The following is an 18,276-nucleotide window of genomic DNA, read 5'->3' as shown; positions in this document are numbered from 1 at the left end:
TTATTATTCTTTCCAAGAACGGCATTCAGGTAGATAGCTTCGATTAAATCTCTAATAAAGCCTCTTTTAGACTGTTTATTTCAAACAGACTAAGGTCTCCTTAAGTGGCCTTACTGGACAATTTATAAAACATTCATTCCTGTAAGATATATAGAATAAAAATCCCGACTGCGTAATGCAGTCAGGAAATTAATATAAATCCATTTTTTAGAACGTATTATTTATTTCTAATGATTCGTTTAGTGGTTGTACCATTATCCGAAACGATGTTAAAGTTATAAATACCAGATTCTAAGTCAGAGATGTCAATTGCTTGAATATCAGTAGTCACATGACTTTCTCTAACACTTCTTCCACTCATATCATAAATAGTTACTTTAATGTTAAGATAAGATGAGAATTCAGGAATCTTAACAAACACTTCCTTAGTAGCAGGGTTAGGATAAACACTTACATTAAATGTTTTGAAAGTATCTCTTCCCAAAGTAGGTGAAATCACCACTATTGCTTCTGCAGAACTACAGTTAGTAATATCTGCTACTTCACATATTGAGTATGTTACGGTATATGTTCCAAATGTTGCTGTTGCAGGAGCGTTAAGGTTACCTGTTGCATCAATTGTAACGCCAGTTAAGCCTCCGTCATTCACTACATTTATAATCACATCTCTATCATTTACCAAAACGTCATTTAACAAGTCATTTGCAGTCACATCCCCAGCAATTCCAGATGTACCTTCATTGATAACTACTGCACTAAAATCATCGTTTGCAGCTTTAATATTGCTGTTCACCGTTAAAAGGGCAAAAGTTGATGTAGTAACACAGTTAATACCATTAGTTAAAAGGACTCTATACTGATAATTGTCAAAAGTAATAGGTATATAAGCGATGTTTAAAGTGTTTGTAGTCGCTCCTGAATAAGTTGGTTCGGTTCCGCCATCTACAACATTAGTCCATTCTGTTCCGTTGGTAGTAACCTGCCATTGAAAACTATCTGCATTGGTTGAATTGATAGTATATCTAGCATTTCCATTAGTTTTAATACTAACATTTTCCAGATTAGTAATAATTGAAATAGCAGCAGGTTGTCCAATAGTAACTGTTGCAGTGTTTATACACCCTTTTGCGTCTGTTACAGTTACAATATATGATCCTGAAGCAAGCCCTGTAGCCTTGGCTGTTGTTTGTACCGGAGTAGTATTCCAGCTGTAAGTATATGCACCTGTACCACCAGTTACATTTACTGTTGCTGATCCGTTATTACCACCATTACAGCTTGCATCAGTATGCGTAGAAGAGATTACAATTGCATCTGGTTGCGTAATTGTAACATTTGCCGTTGCGAGTTGCCCGATGTCGTCGATTACTTTTAGTGTATATGTCCCTGGTGACAAACCTGATATTGTTTGTGTGCTTCCTGCCGGTAGCCATTCATAAGTAAATGGGGGTGCACCGCCCGAAGTTATTGCAGTTGCACTTCCATTGGGTACTCCATTGCAGATTAGGTTATTTGAAGTAATTGATGCTCCCAACAGAGGTACTACAGTTACAGTAGACTGGGTTCTGTTACTTGTTCCTGATTCATTTATAGCTTCTGCGTAAAAGTTGTAGGTGCCGGTTGTCTCTGTATTTGGCAGGACTGATGTGCCAACAGTTTCAAGAGTGTTTCCCGTTCCCAGTAAATTGCCTCCTGTACTTGCGTCATACCATTTTGTAGTAGTATAGCTATAAGTAAGCGTTATGCTTGTTACAGTTGCAGCTGGATTATTAAAAGGGTTATGATAGTCGTCGTAAATTGATAATGTAATTATTCCGTTAGTAAGGTTGCTAACAGGTTTTGAATATGTTTTATTAGTATTCGCAAATTTAGATACAATATCATTTTGAAGAGTTCCTGCACCGGAAGCCGCTACATAGAAATCAAAAATTATTGAACCGACAGATAGGTTGAAACCAGTAAAAACTATGTTAGCAGAAGTGACTACAGCATCAGGAGGTATGGTAATGTTCCCGGTAAGAGTTACAACTCCATTGCTTGGAATAGCTGTATTTGTTCCTAGCACAACGCTTTTTGTAGTAACCTCATTATTAGTGGCAGTTAAGACAGCAGAATTTGTCCCTACAGCAATTTTTTTACTGGTTAAAGCAGGTTCGTTTACCTGTGCTGTAAATTGAATGGTAACAAAGAAAAGTAAAAATAAGAGTATAAATTTTTTCATTTATCGCGTTTAAAGAATAGTTACTAAAAATTCATTATTATTTTTACCATTCGCTGTATACATACTGCTACAAGCTAATCCATGAGATCCGAATGTACCAAGCATTAAAGTATATGAATTATTATCTTTTCCAGCATAAAAATTAAGTACGTACATGGCAGGATTATAGGAATAAAATTCTATAGGAATAAGAGTGTTGTCTATATTATAATTAACTTCAGTAAATTCCTTTTTTTCAACAATCGTTAAGCTAGTAATAGAGCTACTAATATTAAAATAAGTACCTTTAAATTCGGATAATCTTACCGGATTAAAGCGTGTAAAACCGTTTACATTATTTTCTCCAATGTTTCCTTTAAAAGTTACCAACTTACCATCTATAAAATCTCTTTTAAATTTTAACTGAAGGACATTTGGAATTGTAAGTACATTATTGACAAAAGTCATCTGGTTATTAAATGTATATTGATCTGAAGTTTTTCCATCCAGTGATACTGATATGATTATTTGGGATCGTTTAGGCCTTATAGCTTTTTGCTTATTTATGTAGTACTCATTTGTATCTATAGAAACAAATGAGCCAGATGCTACATCTAAGCTATAATATCCTGTAAAAGGGATTAGTTCTTCAATGTTATCATTGTTATCATTAAAAAAAATTTCGAATGCATTTTCAATTGATATTCCTTCGGCAATGGCATTTTCAATTTGCTGAAAAATATCAACATTTCTTTTAGAGAATGTAGAATTAGTCATAGTATTAGGTTTAATTGGTTAAACTTTCAGTTGTAGCTATCAGTTGTAGCTTATTTTTGGAGCAGGTTTAAGATACCGTTATATATTATTAACAAAGTTATTACAAGAATATGTACAGAAATGCTCCAAAAAGTTTTGTTAAATAAAATCTATAGCCCAAAAAGTTTTTGAGTATGGGAAAGTGTGAAAAGATAGGAATAATAAGATTTAATCTGCTATTTCAAACTCTTGCTTTTGCAGGTCGCTTGGCAGAATGCCATGACATTTTTTAAAGGCAGCGCTAAATTTACTGGTGTTTTCGTAACCGAATTTATATGATATCTCTTTTATCAGCAGCTTGTTTTCAAAGATTAGTTCTTTGGCAAGATTCATCTGCTTTTCCTGAAAATACTTATAAATGGGCTTTCCAAAGAACTGCTTGAATTCGGCTTTTAATTTACTTTCTGAAATTTTAAATTTTTCTGCCAGCATGTCGATTCCGGGGAATTTGTCAAACAGATTATTTGTTAAGTAGTTTTCAACCTTATTGATACTGAATTTATTCTCGTATTCAATAGCAAAATGGCGTCCGATTATATTCTCTTCCTTACAAAGCCTGAAAAAATCGAAAATAAGATTAATTGTTGAAAATTTTAATTGCAAAAAGTCTATCGAAGCAACCTGCGCATTCAAATTCATGACATCGTCAAAATGGCTGAAATTTTTGAGTACTTCTTCATTACCAGTTAAAGGCCATGCAATATAAGGCTCATCAGAAGCTATAAAATCAGTAAGTCTTCCTTCGGTAAACAGAATATTCTGAGCCAGATTACGCTCAAGCCATTCTTTATTAAAATACAGGGTAATATATTTGTTATTGGCACCTTTAAAATTCAGGTCACAGTTTCGCTCTTTCGGCTTAAAAAGCGTCCAGCTATAGTTTGAGAAGCAAAATTGTTTTTCACAAATTTTTTTATCTATGGTAACAAGGTTTGAAACATGATTAAGGCTTAACATATAATATCCTTTATCTTCGATCTTTTTCTCTTCCGGGTTATCATAAACCAGGTCGAAGGCCACATTGGTCTTGTATCTCATTTTAGAGTAGATAATCCAGCAACCCTCCTCAAGCTTTTGATAATTGAATCCTCCTTCACAAAAAGGGGTATTAGCATAAATACTCTGCCTTTCTTTATTATGTTTTACAAAAGGGTAATTGGCAAAACTCTCGACTAGTGCTTCGGGAGATTTGCTACTGTAAGGCAGATGGTAAAAACCATTACTGTAAGTAAAAAAATACTGCTTAAACTGCTTAAGCCAGTTAGTAGGTTTTAGTTGAAACATAACACCTGTAAAGGTAAAATTATTTTGATGTTTATTTGCTATCTGGTTTAATTTTTTGAGCAATAAATTTGTGAGTTTTTATTTTTGGAATAAGAATTAAATCTTTTTAAAAATTCAAAAAGAAGATTTTTACTTTCATGATTCAAGATTTGATTAAAATGCGATGAGCTGTGCACTTATATCAGACACAAGAAAAATTATATCTGGCTGGTTTATGCATTGGAAAAGAATTCTAAAACAGTTGTGAGTTTTAATGTTGGTAAACGAACTAATAAAACGCTGCGGCATCTAACACTTAAAAAGTTATTCCCAGGTGCAACAAAATAATTATACATTTACATAAAAGAGCAAACTAAAACAATAAAATTTTAAACCCAATTATGAATCAATTGAATCACTATGTACGCCATAGTACTCCAGAAGAAGCTGCTACACTTTTATACGTGTTCAACAGTGTTTATCCGATTAGTGAGGGTTCTAAAAAATTTCTTATGGAAAACACCTATCCAATTGAAGTAAGAAAAGGTAAAAAATTGCATAAGGCAGGAGAGATTTGCGATATGATTTACTTTGTAAATAAAGGCGCTATTCGGGGTTATGTACAAGATTCTAATAGGGAAATTACGACCTGGATTACAGTTGAAAATGAGTTGGTGGCTTCAATTCATAGTTTTATATTACAAATTCCAAGTTACGAAAATATGGAAGCTATTGAAAATTCGTCTCTTCTGGGTATGAAGCATTCAGACTTACAACATTTATACAATATTGAACCCGAATTTAATATAACGGCCCGACGTTTTTACGAAAAATACTATTCTGATGCCGAAATTAGAGCTTTAATGGGCAGATTAAGTAAGGCTGAAACAAAATATGAATACTTTCTAAAAGCCTATAAACATCTTTCAACTCGTATTCCTTTAAAGTATATTGCCTCCTTTTTAGGTATTAATCTTGAAACTCTGAGCCGAGTTCGTAGCCAAATTCGTAACACATCTGAAAAATAAAGTTTGACAATTGTCAAATAATCACCATGTTTGGATTTTGGATGATTTAATAATTAAGGATTAAATTATTAAAAATCAGAAAATTAAGTTTTTTTTTGTTTACGGTGTTTTACAATTCACACAACTCTAGGTAACATTAAGATAATTTAAGTTATTTTTTAAAGTAATACTATTGCAGTAGGTAAGTACGCTGTACTTTTTCTACTTCAAAACCTTGTTATTATGAAAAAAAATTACATTCTGTTTTCGGTTTTACTTTATTTTTTGATTGTACTATCTTCAAATGTATTTGCACAGACAGCACCAACTATCAATTCTTTTTCGCCTACAAATGCAAAACCTGGTGATGCCGTAACGCTATCGGGTATTAATTTTAATACATTACCAACCAATAACATCGTTTTTTTTGGCGCTATTCAAGCTACCGTAACTACAGCAAGTACAACAAGTTTAACCGTTACAGTTCCTTCTGGAGCAATATACTCGCCTATCAGTGTTTTGAATACAGGAACAGCATTAGCTTGTTATAGTTTAAATAACTTTAATCCTGTTTATAGTCCTGCAAAAAGTTCGATAACAACAACCGATTTTGCAACGAAAGTCGATTTTACATCGGGTACAGCTCCTTATTCAGTAGCTATTGGTGATTTAGACGGAGATGGAAAATCCGATTTAGCGGTGGCGAATGCTAATAGCCATACGATTTCAGTATTTCGAAACACAACAACAAGCGGTAGTATTGGAGCGGCTAGTTTTGCAACCAAAGTCGACTTTGCAACGAATTATAACCCTCGATCAATCGCTATTAGCGATTTGGATGGCGATGGAAAACTCGATTTGGTGGCGGCGAATTATGTTGACGGTAGCGTTTCTGTATTACGGAATACAGCAACAAGTGGTACTATCACAGCTAGCAGTTTTGCAACCAAAGTCGATTTTATAACGGGTTCTGGTTCTTATTCAGTCGCTATTGGCGATTTAGATGGCGATGGCAAGCCCGATTTAGCAGTAGCAAACTTATATGACTTTACCGTTTCGCTATTACGCAATACAACAACAAGCGGTACTATTACAACAAGTAGTTTTGCCACCAAAGTCGATTTTCCAACCGAGCCAAGTCCTAAATCAATCGCTATAGGCGATTTAGATGGGGATGGCAAGCCCGATTTGGCGGTAGTGAATAATAGTATCAGTACAGTTTCGGTATTACGCAATACAGCAACCAGAGGAACTATTACTACGAGTAGTTTTGCTGCCAAAGTTGGTTTTGCTGCGGGTTTTAATCCTGAATTTATAGCATTAGGCGATTTAGATGGTGATGGCAAGCTTGATTTGGCGGTAACGAATAATAATGGTGCTGTTTCGGTATTACGGAATACAGCAGTAAGTGGTGCTATTGATACTGGTAGTTTTGCTGCCAAAGTCGATTTTAAAACGGGTGCAAGTCCTGTTTCAGTCGCTATAGGCGATTTAGACGGTGATGGCAAGCCTGATTTGGCGGTAGCAAATGCTAATAATGACACCGTTTCGTCGGCATTTCTAAACACTAATAGCGTTTCGGTATTACGCAATACAGCAACCAACGGTGCTATTGATGCGGGTAGTTTTGCCTCTAAAATTAATTTTGCAACGAGTACAGATCCTAAATCAGTCACTATAGGCGATTTAGATGGAGATGGAAAGCCAGATTTAGTAGTAGCGAGTTATGTTGCTTATAATAGTGGTGTTGTTTCGGTGTTACGGAATACTTCTAACAATACTAATTTAAGCGTTTTAACAACAAATACTGGCGCATTAGACCCCAATTTTGACGCAACAACAACAGCCTATACTGTAAAGGTACCCAATGCAGCCAATACAATAACTTTAACGCCAACTAAAGCCGATGATAATGCCACAATTCTTGTAAATGGAGTGGCTGTTGCCAGTGGTTCAGCATCTGGTACTATTAATTTAAGTGAGGGTAGCAATACTATCACAGTTGTTGTAACTGCACAAAATGGCACATCAAAAATTTATACCCTAACGATAAAAAGAGCATCTCTTCTTGACAAACTTGGTTTAACAGCTTCTACGCCTGCCACAACAGCGTATTCGCTGCGTAAATTATCTAGTAATTATACTGGCAATGCGATAAAAGTAAGAAGATCTAGCGATGATACTTTACTTGATATTGGTTTTGATGCGAGTGGAGGACTTAATACAACTGCTTTAACAACATTTGCGGGAAGTTCGAGTGTTTATGTAACCAAATGGTACGACCAAAGCGGTGATGGGAATGATGCAACACAAACGAACACCGCTCTGCAACCCCGAATTGTAAATGCGGGTGTTTTGGATCGTTTAAATAATAGACCTGCCGTATATTTTGGCACGGCGAATTTGGTAACAGCCAAAGGGACGCTTTTTGCCACAGCCACTTCGATGGTAGGTTTTGCAAAAGGAAATAGTAGCACCCCATCGTCATTGGTTACCAAAAGTGGTACTTCTTCGGATGCTAACAATAACTATCCTGCCCCTTTTGATTTTACCAATAGTGGAGGCCAATTTTTTGTAGGAAATGCTAGTACGACATCTGGTTCTAACAATAATATAGCTACTAGTACACCTAGAGCAGATGTAAGTAGTACCGTTCCTGCATCGGTATATTCGTTTGTTATTCCAGCTTCGGGTTCTTTTTATAGTTATCTAAATGGGGTGCAAAGCAGTAGTGGTACCGTTTCTGCTTATGCCGATAATGGCAATGCCATGCAAATAGGCAATCGCAATGGCGGGGGTGGTTCTGGTAATTTTTGGACTACGGAATTGGTACTTTTCAACAGCGTGTTGAGTACTGCCGATAGGCAAATAGTAGAAACGTCTCAAACCAATTATTACAATAACAATAATACTAATTTAAGCGCCTTAAGCATAACAGGAGGCACAATGAGTCCTGCTTTTGCAATAGGAACAACTGCTTATACAGCAACTGTTTCTAATGCCACAACAACTACAACAGTAACCCCAACTGTAGAAGACGCATTAGCAACAGTACAAGTACAAATAAATGGTGGTGGTTTTACCACTATAACAAGTGGAACTTCCTCAAGTGCATTGGTTTTGAATGTGGGGAATAATAGTATTGAAGTAAAAGTTACGGCACAAAATGGAGATACAAAAACGTATACAATAACTCTAAATAGAAGAATAGCTATCGTTTTGGATACTATTGGTTTAACAATTACAACCCAAGCAACAACAGCGTATTCGCTGCGTAAATTGGCGAGTATATATAGTGGTAATGCAATACAAGTTCGTAGAAGCAGTGATAACGCTTTGCTAGAAATTGGTTTTGATGTCAGTGGAGGATTGGACACTGCTGCTTTAACTGCTTTTGTGGGTAGTTTCAGTGGGTATGTAACCAAATGGTACGACCAAAGCGGTAATGGGAATGATGCAACACAAGCAAACACCACCCTACAACCTCGTATTGTAAATGCGGGTGTTTTGGATCGTTTAAACAATAGACCTGCCGTATTTTTTGGCACTGCTAATTTGGCAACGGCCAAAGGGACGCTTTTTTTCACAGCCACGTCAATGGTCGGTTTTGCAAAAGGAAATAGCACCACGTCATCGTCATTGGTTACCAAAACAGGAACGGCATCCGATACCAACACCAATTATCCTGCCCCTTTTGATTTTACCAATGGTGGAGGGAATTTTTTTGTAGGAAATGCTAATACAACTGCTGCATCTTACAACAATATAGCTAATAGTACCCCTAGAGCGGATGTGAGTAGTACAGTACCAGCATCAGTATATTCGTTTGTCATTCCTGCTTCGGGTACTTTTTATAGTTATCTAAATGGGATACAAAGCAGTAGTGGTACCGTTTCTGCTTATGCTGATAATGGCAATGCGCTGCAAATAGGCAATCGAAATGATGGAAGTGGTTCTGGTAATTTTTGGACTACCGAATTGGTGCTTTTCAATAGCACGTTGAGTAGTACGGATAGGCAAATAGTCGAAACGTCTCAAAAAAATTATTACAATAGCAACAATGCTAATTTAAGTGCTTTAACCTCAAGTGCAGGAACAATAAGCCCCGTTTTTGCAACAGCAACAACTGCTTATACAGCAACTGTTTCTAATGCCACAACAACTACAACAGTAACCCCAACTGTAGAAGACGCATTAGCAACGGTGCAAGTGCAAGTAAATGGTGGTGGTTATACCACTATAGCAAGTGGAACTTCCTCAAGTGCATTGGTTTTGAATGTGGGGAATAATAGTATTGATATAAAAGTTACTGCACAAAACGGAGATGTAAAAACTTATATCCTCACCATTTGTAGAGGTGCTGTGCCAACTTTTACAGCAATTGATCCAATATGTCAAGGTAGTAGTTTTGTTTTACCTGCAATATCAAATAATGGCATAACAGGAACTTGGTCGCCATCAATAAACACAACAGCAACTACCACTTATACTTTTACGGCTGATGGGAGCCAATGTGCAGAATTGGCTGTGTTAACTGTAAACATTACTCCAAGTACGTATAATGTAACTACAATCGCATCTTGTGGAAGTTATATTTGGAACAACCAAACCTACTCCCAATCGGGGATTTACACAGGAACAACTACCAATTGCGTTACCGAAAAATTGAATTTGACTATCACACCAAATTCAGACCATGTGACAACGATTTCAAATTGTGGCGATTACACTTGGGTAAACAACGGTCAAGTGTACACAACATCAGGGATTTACACAGGAACAACCACCAACTGCGTTACCGAAAAACTGAATTTGACCATTACACCAAATTCAGACCATGTGACAACGATTTCAAATTGTGGCAATTACACTTGGGCAAACAACGGTCAAGTGTACACAACATCAGGGATTTACACAGGAACAACTACCAACTGCGTTACCGAAAAACTGAATTTGACCATTACACCAAATTCAGACCATGTGACAACGATTTCCAATTGTGGCGATTACACTTGGGCAAACAACGGTCAAGTGTACACAACATCAGGGATTTACACAGGAACAACTACCAACTGCGTTACCGAAAAACTGAATTTGACCATTACACCAAATTCAGACCATGTAACAACGATTTCAAATTGTGGCAATTACACTTGGGCAAACAACAATCAGGTGTACGCCCAATCAGGGATTTATACAGGAACAACCACCAACTGCGTCACCGAAAAACTGGATTTGACCATTACGCCAAATTCAGACCATGTAACAACGATTTCAAATTGTAGCAATTACACTTGGGCAAACAATAATCAGGTGTACACAACATCAGGAATTTACACAGGAACAACCACCAACTGCGTCACCGAAAAACTGAATTTGACCATTACACCAAATTCAGACCATGTAACAACGATTTCAAATTGTGGCAATTACACTTGGGCAAACAACAATCAGGTTTACACAACATCAGGGTTTTACACAGGAGCAACCACCAATTGCGTTACTGAAAAATTAGATTTAACCATTACACCAAGTTCTGATAATATCACAACTGCAACCGCTTGCGATTCTTATACTTGGAACGGAACAGTTTACACCACTTCTGGAGTAAAAACAGGAACAACCATCAATTGTGTTACCGAAAAACTCAATTTGACCATTACACCAAGTTCAGATAATGTTCCAATATTTACACAAGTTTCACCTATGTGTTCGGGAAACAGTTTTACCTTACCAACAACATCTAACAATGGAATTACAGGAACCTGGTCGCCCCCTTTAGATAACACGAATACAACAACATATACCTTTACGCCAACACCAGGATTGTGTGCAGCATCAGTGCAGATGACTGTTCTTGTAAAGACCGTTCCTGTATTTGAACAAATTAGCCCTGTTTGCTCAGGAGAAAGCATAAGTGCATTACCAACAACCAGCACAAATGGTGCAACAGGCAGATGGACACCTGCTATAGACAATACCAAGACCACTACTTATATCTATACACCAGCCGATTTTGTAACAATTACAGCAGGTCCCGATTTTACTATCGGAATAAAAACAGATGGCACCTTGTGGGGATGGGGAAGTAGTGAATATGTTGAATTAGGCTTTGGTAAATTTGCAAAGACACCTATACAAATAGGAACTGGAACAAACTGGCAGGGTGTAGCCTGTGGCGAGATGCACGTTATTGCCATTCAAAAAGATGGTACCCTTTGGGCTTGGGGATATAATGAAAATGCACAGTTAGGAGACGGCACAAAAATAAACAAAGATAGCCCTACTAGAATAGGAACGGCTACCAATTGGAAATCGGTATCGGCAGCAAGAAACCAATCTTTTGCTATACAAACCGATGGCACTCTATGGTCTTGGGGAGAGAATGGCACGGGTCAATTAGGTTATTATGGTAATACTACTATACCCCGAAAAATTGACAATCCCAATGATGCCAGTTGGAAAGCTGTATCTTCGGGACAATACCATACTTTTGCTATACAAACCAATGGAACGTTATGGGGTTGGGGACGTAACGGCTTTGGACAATTAGGAAATGGTAGTACAAGCTCCTCCATTTATCAGCCACAACAAATTGCTGTTTATGGTAATACGAACTCTTGGATGAGTGTAGCTTGTGGAGAGATGCATACAGTTGCAGTACGAGACGATGGCACTTTGTGGGCTTGGGGAAGTAACCATTATGGTCAATTAGGAGATGGTACAACAACAAACCAACTTATTCCTGTAAAAATAGGTGCTGCCACAAATTGGAAGGAAGTTACGGTTGGATTTGGGAATACTGTTGCAGTAAAAACAGATGGAACCTTATGGTCTTGGGGGAATAATGAGTATGGTCAATTAGGCGATGGCACAACAACAAACCAACTTATTCCTAAAAGAATTGGTACGGAAACATTATGGAAAAGTATATCCGAAGGATATGGACATACTGCAGCACTAAAATCGGATGGGACTTTATGGGCTTGGGGATATAATGGTGCTGGTCAATTTGGAGATGGTACGACGACCAGCAAACACAACCCAACTCAAATAACACAATCCTATTGTGCCAGCACGATGACTATTGAGGCAACGTCAAAAACTATTCCCACATTTACCACCATTGCCCCGTTATGTTCGGGAAGTAGTTTTACATTGCCAACAACTTCTAATAATGGTATAACAGGAACTTGGTCGCCATCAATAAACACAACGGCAACAACAATTTATACGTTTACTCCCGATGCTAATCAATGTGCAGATTCGGCTATGTTGACAATAGCAATTACAGCAAGTTTAGATCATGTAACTACGGCAACAGCTTGCGATTCTTACACTTGGGTAAACAATAATCAAGTTTATACCAAATCTGGGATTTATACAGGAAAAACAATAAATTGTGTAACCGAAAAACTATATTTAACAATAACTCCTGCAACAGATAATACAACTACTGCTTCAGCTTGTGAAAGTTATGTTTGGAATGGTGTAACGTATACGGCATCTGGAATTTATACAGGAACAACCACAAATTGCGTGACTGAAAAACTGGATTTAACTATTAATCCAATTTCGGATCATATCACAACGCAGACAGCTTGCGGAAGCTATATTTGGAATGGAATTGAGTATACGGTATCTGGAATTTATACCGCAACAACCACAAATTGCGTGACCGAGAAACTGGATTTGACAATAACTCTTGCAACGATTAATACAACTACGGCTTCGGCTTGTGAAAGTTATGTTTGGAATGGTGTAACGTATACGACATCTGGAATTTATACAGGAACAACGACGAATTGTGTGACTGAAAAACTGGATTTGACAATAACTCCTGCAACGATTAATACAACTACTGCTTCAGCTTGCGGAAGCTATATTTGGAATGGAATTACGTATACGATATCTGGAATTTATACCGGAACAACCACAAATTGCGTGACCGAGAAACTGGATTTGACAATCACTCCGGCAACAAATAATACAACTACAGCTTCGGCTTGCGGAAGTTATCTTTGGAATGGAATTACGTATACAGTATCTGGAATTTATAATGGAACAACAACGAACTGCATAACCGAAAAACTGGATTTAACCATAAATAGTGCACCACCAAACATCATAACTACCGTTAGTAAAAATAATGGTACACTAATGGCTGATCAAGTAGGAGTTGGTTATCAGTGGATAAACTGTGATGGTACCGATATAGTGGGCGAAACAAATCAATCTTTTACACCTACAATTTCAGGTCAATATGCCGTTCGGTTACTTGTGCCTTGTTCTTTTCCAATTATCACTGATTGCGCAACTTTAAGTACAGATGATTTTAGCACCAATCCTACTTTAAAAATCTATCCAAATCCAAGCAAAGGAATGTTTTATTTGCAGCTTCCATCCGATAAGCAAATAGAAGTGTACGATAATTTAGGACAATTAATATTAGCTAAAAAAATAAATTCGGGAACAGATAAAATAGATCTTTTGGAAAAAGCCGATGGGATTTATTTTATAAAAATCATGGAAAATGGCAAAACAAACAATTTTAAGGTGATAAAGAATTAATTGTTCTCTTAATTTTTCATAAAAGAAAGTAAAGTTTGTGCTGATTTTAAATCAAACAATTTTGACTGTTTTTTGCATTATTGAAATGTCTTTTGGTTTTAATTTTTATAAGTATCTGATAAGGTTCTGCCGCATTTGGGAATAACTTTATCTTTATAATTTTAAACCCATCGAAAAATGAATACCAAAGGTCATTGTTATCCAAAGTCTATTATTCTGCAGGCAGTATATTTTAAGCTTAGGTTTACTTTAAGTTATCGGGATGTTGAAGAGATCATGAAAATGCGAGGAGTTTCTGTTGATCATGCTACTATGCAGCGCTGGGTTTATAAGTTTACACCTTTGCTTGAGTCGGAGATGAAGCAGAGAAAGGGTAGAGTGGGGACAAGCTGGAGATTGGATGAAACCTATATCAAAGTAAAAGGTATTTGGTGTTATTTATATCAAGCGGTCGATAAATTAGGTCATACGGTTGACTTTCTTTTGACCAGAAAAAGACAGAGAAGGAGTGCTCAGTCATTTCTAATTAAAGCAATTGGTAATAACTGCCGGCCAAGAATAATTAACATTGATAAAAGCGGTTCTAATACTGCAGCGATCAAAGTAGACAACAAGAGTTCGATCTCAAAGATTAAAATCCGGCAGTGTAAATATATCAACAATATTATCGAACAGGACCATCGTTTTATAAAGTGGCGCATACAAAACGGATTAGGCTTTAAAAGTTTTGAATCGGCCAAACGAACATTGAGCGGAATTGAATATCTTACTCAATACCATAACTTTTAATTACCAGTCCATCTTAAACTATTTTGACAATAGAAGTACAAATGCTTCAGCAGAATCTTTTAATACCAAAATAAACGCTTTTAGATCTCAGTTTAGAGGAGTCAGAAATATTGACTTTTTCTTATTCAGATTATTTAATCTTTTTGCCTAATCCCCAACTTTTGAACCTGATCCGTGATCTGTTAGCTTGCTAATTTATGTCCAAAAAGGCAAAAAAAAATCCCATTTCGTAAGAAATAGGATTTTAATTTTGTGACCTCGACTGGATTCAAACCAGTAACCTCTTGAGCCGTAATCAAGTGCGCTATTCAGTTGCGCCACGAGGCCATTTTGTTGTCAATTAGCTATTTTTTTGTAACTTCGTTGACTGCTTATTGCGGGTGCAAAGATAGAAAGAAATGTGAGATATCCAAGCATAAAATAACATAAAAATGAAAAAAAATGAAGATTAAAAATTATATACGTGATATTCAGGGATTTCCAAAAAAAGAAATTTTGTTTAAAGACATCACTCCGTTGCTAAATGATCCGATGGCCAGAAAAGAGGCACTTTCTATTTTAGCAGAATCCCTAAATGGACAACTTATAGATAAAGTAGTAGGAGCAGAGAGTCGAGGCTTTTTCTTTGGGATGTTATTGGCTCAGGAATTAAATGCAGGTTTTGTTCCCGTTAGAAAACCCGGAAAACTGCCCTACGAAACCATTTCGGCTACGTATCAATTAGAATACGGTTCAGATAGCTTAGAGATGCACACAGACGCAATAAAAAAAGGAGACAGGGTTTTGATTCACGATGACGTTTTAGCGACAGGAGGGACCGCAAAAGCAGTTTGTGAATTAGTAGAGCAATTAGGAGGTGTAATTGTACAATGTAATTTCCTGATGGAATTATCATTTCTGAACGGAAGAGAAAAAATTAAAGACTATTCTGTTTTTGTTGCTATTACATATTAAAGATAAAATAATCAGAAATAAAAAAAATCCCAATTCTGAAATAATTCAAAATTGGGATTTTTATTTTATAGAAAACGATCTTATCTCAAAGTAGCTCCAAGTTCAGTCTCGAAAGTTTGTTGCAATTTCGACATGATCTTATCAATTTGAACGTCTGTAAGCGTTTTTGTATTGTCCTGAATAGTAAAACTCAAAGCATACGATTTTTTGCCTTCCGGAAGTTTTTCTCCTTCGTAAACATCAAATAAATTAACGTCTTTTAAAAGCGATTTTTCGGTTTGCTTAGCAAGATTAAAAATGCTTTCATAAGTTGTATTCTTGTCGATCAATAAAGCCAAATCCCTACGAACTTCAGGATATTTAGGTATTTCAGAATACTTAATTTTTCCAGTGATGATTTTCAGCACCAAATCCCAATTAAAATCAGCAAAATAAACATCTTGCTTAATGCCGAAATGTTTTAAGATCGATTTTTTTACCACACCCATTTCAACTAATGTATCATTGTTGTAGCAAATGGCCGTTCCTTCTGAAAAAATATCACTTTGTACGGGAGCATTCGAAATTTTATCAATTCCTAAACGAGTCAAAATCCCTTTCACATATCCTTTTAATAAAAAGAAATCCGTTGTTTTTTGTGGGTTTGTCCAGCTTTCTTTATTCCTGTTTCCGGAAATCAATAAAGTGAGATGTTTGTGCTCTTCGTATCCGTTAAGGTATTTATGATAAGACTTTCCGAATTCAAATAATTTTAAGTCTGAATTTTTTCTATTGATGTTATAGGATATAGCTTCTAAACCAGAGAACAATAAAGATTGACGCATGGTAGCCAAATCATTGCTCAACGGATTCAAAATCGTAACGTTATGCTCTTCTTTTAATACGGTTGATAATTTAGTATAAGCCGCAGTAGTCAAAGAGTTGGCCATCATTTCATGAAACCCTTGTGAGTTTAATTGAGAAGCAATTACATTTTGTACTTTATAATCTTCAGTTCTTGGCGAATTTGAAACGGTTGCGTTGAATTTTTTCGAGAAATTGATATTATTATACCCGTAAACTCTTAGGATTTCTTCGATAACATCAATTTCGCGTTGCACATCTACACGATAAGCCGGTATTGTTAAACCTAAACCGGAATCCGAAACACTGTTTACTTTAATATCTAAAGAAACCAGGATTTTTTTAATGGTATCTTTCGGGATTTCCTGTCCGATAATCTTCGAAACATGACTGAAGTTCAGTAAAACAGAAAAATCTTCTGCTTTTTTTGGATATACTTCTACAACATCAGACGTTAATTTTCCGCCTGCTACTTCCAGAATTAAAAGAGCTGCACGTTTTAGGGCATATTCTGTAATAGTAGGATCAATTCCTCTTTCAAACCTAAAAGAAGCATCTGTGTTTAATTGGTGTCTTTTAGCTGTTTTACGAATGCTGACAGCATCAAAATAGGCACTTTCTAAGAATATTGAAGTGGTACCTTCCGTTACACCGGATTTTTTTCCTCCAAAAACACCTGCAATACAAAGCGGCCCTTTTTCGTCGCAAATCATTAAATCCTCTTTGTGTAATGTTCTTTCGACATCGTCTAAAGTGACAAACTTGGTACCTTCCGGAAGTGTTTTTACAATTATTTTTCCGTTGATTTTTGCAGCATCAAAGGCGTGAAGAGGTTGCCCTAATTCATGTAAAACATAATTAGTAACATCGACAACATTATTTTTTGGCGTTAATCCAATCGCTTTTAAACGATTCTGCAACCAAGCCGGCGATTCCTGAACAGAAATTCCTGAAATCGTTACACCGCAATATCTAGGTGCCAAAAGAGGCTCTTCAACATTCACATCGATTTTCAAAGTACGCATATCAACTCTGAAATTACTCACAGAAGGAGTAATCAGTTCTATATTGACACCGCGTTGTAACATTCCCGCTCTTAAATCACGGGCCGTGCCATAATGACTCATCGCATCCGCACGATTTGGAGTTAATCCTATTTCGAAAACTTCATCATTTACAACTTTAAAAACCTCTGAAGCCGGTGTTCCGGGTTTCAATTTTTCATCCAGAACCATAATTCCGTCATGGCTTGTGCCCAAACCTAATTCGTCTTCGGCGCAAATCATTCCGTGGCTTTCCTGTCCACGAATTTTTCCTTTTTTGATGGTAAATTCCACACCATCTTTATCATATAAAACAGTTCCTATAGTGGCTACAGGTACTTTTTGCCCAGCTGCAACATTAGCCGCACCGCAAACAATTTGTATAGGAGCTTCTAACCCGATATTTACGGTGGTAACTTTTAATCGGTCTGCATCAGGATGTTTTTCGCAAGTAAGTACGTGTCCTACAACAACTCCTTCCAAACCGCCTTTAACTGATTGGTATTTTTCGACTACTTCTACCTCCAGGCCTAAATCTGTTAGTAATTCTGAAGTTTGTTCAGATGTCCAGTCTGTCTTAATGAATTGTTTTAACCAGTTGTAAGATATTTTCATGTTAACTTTTTTATTCTTGTATAAGGATACAAATATAAGGATTGCGTGTGGTAGAAAGAAACAATTTATTTGGTTTTTTATAGCTGCTTTTATTCTGTGCAAAAACCTTTATTATTGAGTAGTGCGTAATTTTAATGCCAATATTTTAATAATTAATTATTAAAAATTAGTTATA

Annotated in this window: 9 protein-coding genes, 1 tRNA gene and 1 pseudogene; 6 read left to right on the top strand and 5 right to left on the bottom strand. The window is 36.4% G+C overall.

Annotation, left to right across the window (positions count from 1 at the left end; genetic code table 11):
- Positions 1-217: 217 nt before the first annotated feature.
- The 3 genes from ACQY44_RS25785 to ACQY44_RS25775 all read right to left on the bottom strand — a co-directional run bounded on the left by ACQY44_RS25785 (position 218) and on the right by ACQY44_RS25775 (position 4,300).
- Entirely contained in the window at positions 218-2,221 is a 2,004-nt protein-coding gene (locus ACQY44_RS25785) for a T9SS type A sorting domain-containing protein (RefSeq protein WP_428233132.1), read from the bottom strand.
- A 9-nt stretch (positions 2,222-2,230) separates the two neighbouring features.
- Positions 2,231-2,977 carry a hypothetical protein gene (locus tag ACQY44_RS25780; protein WP_428233131.1) on the bottom strand — a complete coding sequence of 249 codons (747 nt, stop codon included), beginning with the start codon at positions 2,975-2,977 and terminating at the stop codon, positions 2,231-2,233.
- 207 nt (positions 2,978-3,184) lie between these two features.
- A complete protein-coding gene (locus ACQY44_RS25775; RefSeq protein WP_428233130.1) occupies positions 3,185-4,300 on the bottom strand; it encodes a helix-turn-helix domain-containing protein in 1,116 nt (371 codons plus the stop codon).
- Positions 4,301-4,462: 162 nt separating this feature from the next.
- On the opposite strand from ACQY44_RS25775, the pseudogene ACQY44_RS25770 reads away from it, so the two are divergent.
- The 5 genes and pseudogenes from ACQY44_RS25770 to ACQY44_RS25750 all read left to right on the top strand — a co-directional run.
- Positions 4,463-4,600 (top strand): annotated as a pseudogene (locus ACQY44_RS25770) (IS1 family transposase); the annotation flags it as partial.
- A gap of 191 nt (positions 4,601-4,791) precedes the next feature.
- Positions 4,792-5,307, top strand: coding sequence for a Crp/Fnr family transcriptional regulator (locus tag ACQY44_RS25765; protein ID WP_428233129.1), 516 nt, complete (start codon positions 4,792-4,794; stop codon positions 5,305-5,307).
- 222 nt (positions 5,308-5,529) lie between these two features.
- A complete protein-coding gene (locus ACQY44_RS25760) occupies positions 5,530-13,857 on the top strand; it encodes an FG-GAP-like repeat-containing protein (protein WP_428233128.1) in 8,328 nt (2,775 codons plus the stop codon).
- A gap of 177 nt (positions 13,858-14,034) precedes the next feature.
- On the top strand, positions 14,035-14,646 hold the full coding sequence (locus tag ACQY44_RS25755; protein WP_428233127.1) for an IS6 family transposase: 612 nt from the start codon (positions 14,035-14,037) through the stop codon (positions 14,644-14,646).
- Positions 14,615-14,797, top strand: a complete 183-nt coding sequence (locus ACQY44_RS25750; protein ID WP_428233126.1) for a transposase — start codon at positions 14,615-14,617, stop codon at positions 14,795-14,797. The genes ACQY44_RS25755 and ACQY44_RS25750 overlap by 32 nt, the downstream gene beginning before the upstream one ends.
- A gap of 102 nt (positions 14,798-14,899) precedes the next feature.
- On the opposite strand, the gene ACQY44_RS25745 is transcribed toward ACQY44_RS25750, so the two are convergent.
- A tRNA-Arg gene (locus tag ACQY44_RS25745) sits at positions 14,900-14,973 on the bottom strand.
- 114 nt (positions 14,974-15,087) lie between these two features.
- Between ACQY44_RS25745 and ACQY44_RS25740 the strand changes: the two genes are divergently transcribed.
- Positions 15,088-15,600 (top strand): adenine phosphoribosyltransferase, encoded by a 513-nt coding sequence (locus ACQY44_RS25740; protein WP_428233125.1) that lies wholly within the window; start codon positions 15,088-15,090, stop codon positions 15,598-15,600.
- A gap of 80 nt (positions 15,601-15,680) precedes the next feature.
- Here the strand turns inward: ACQY44_RS25740 and pheT are convergent, their stop codons facing one another.
- On the bottom strand, positions 15,681-18,101 hold the full coding sequence (gene pheT / locus ACQY44_RS25735) for a phenylalanine--tRNA ligase subunit beta (protein WP_428233124.1): 2,421 nt from the start codon (positions 18,099-18,101) through the stop codon (positions 15,681-15,683).
- Positions 18,102-18,276: the final 175 nt, after the last annotated feature.

Origin of the sequence: Flavobacterium sp., assembly GCF_965277525.1 — a bacterium.
Lineage (GTDB): Bacteria > Bacteroidota > Bacteroidia > Flavobacteriales > Flavobacteriaceae > Flavobacterium.
Note: the sequence above shows the minus strand (reverse complement) of the source record. Positions and strands in the feature narration are given on the sequence as shown.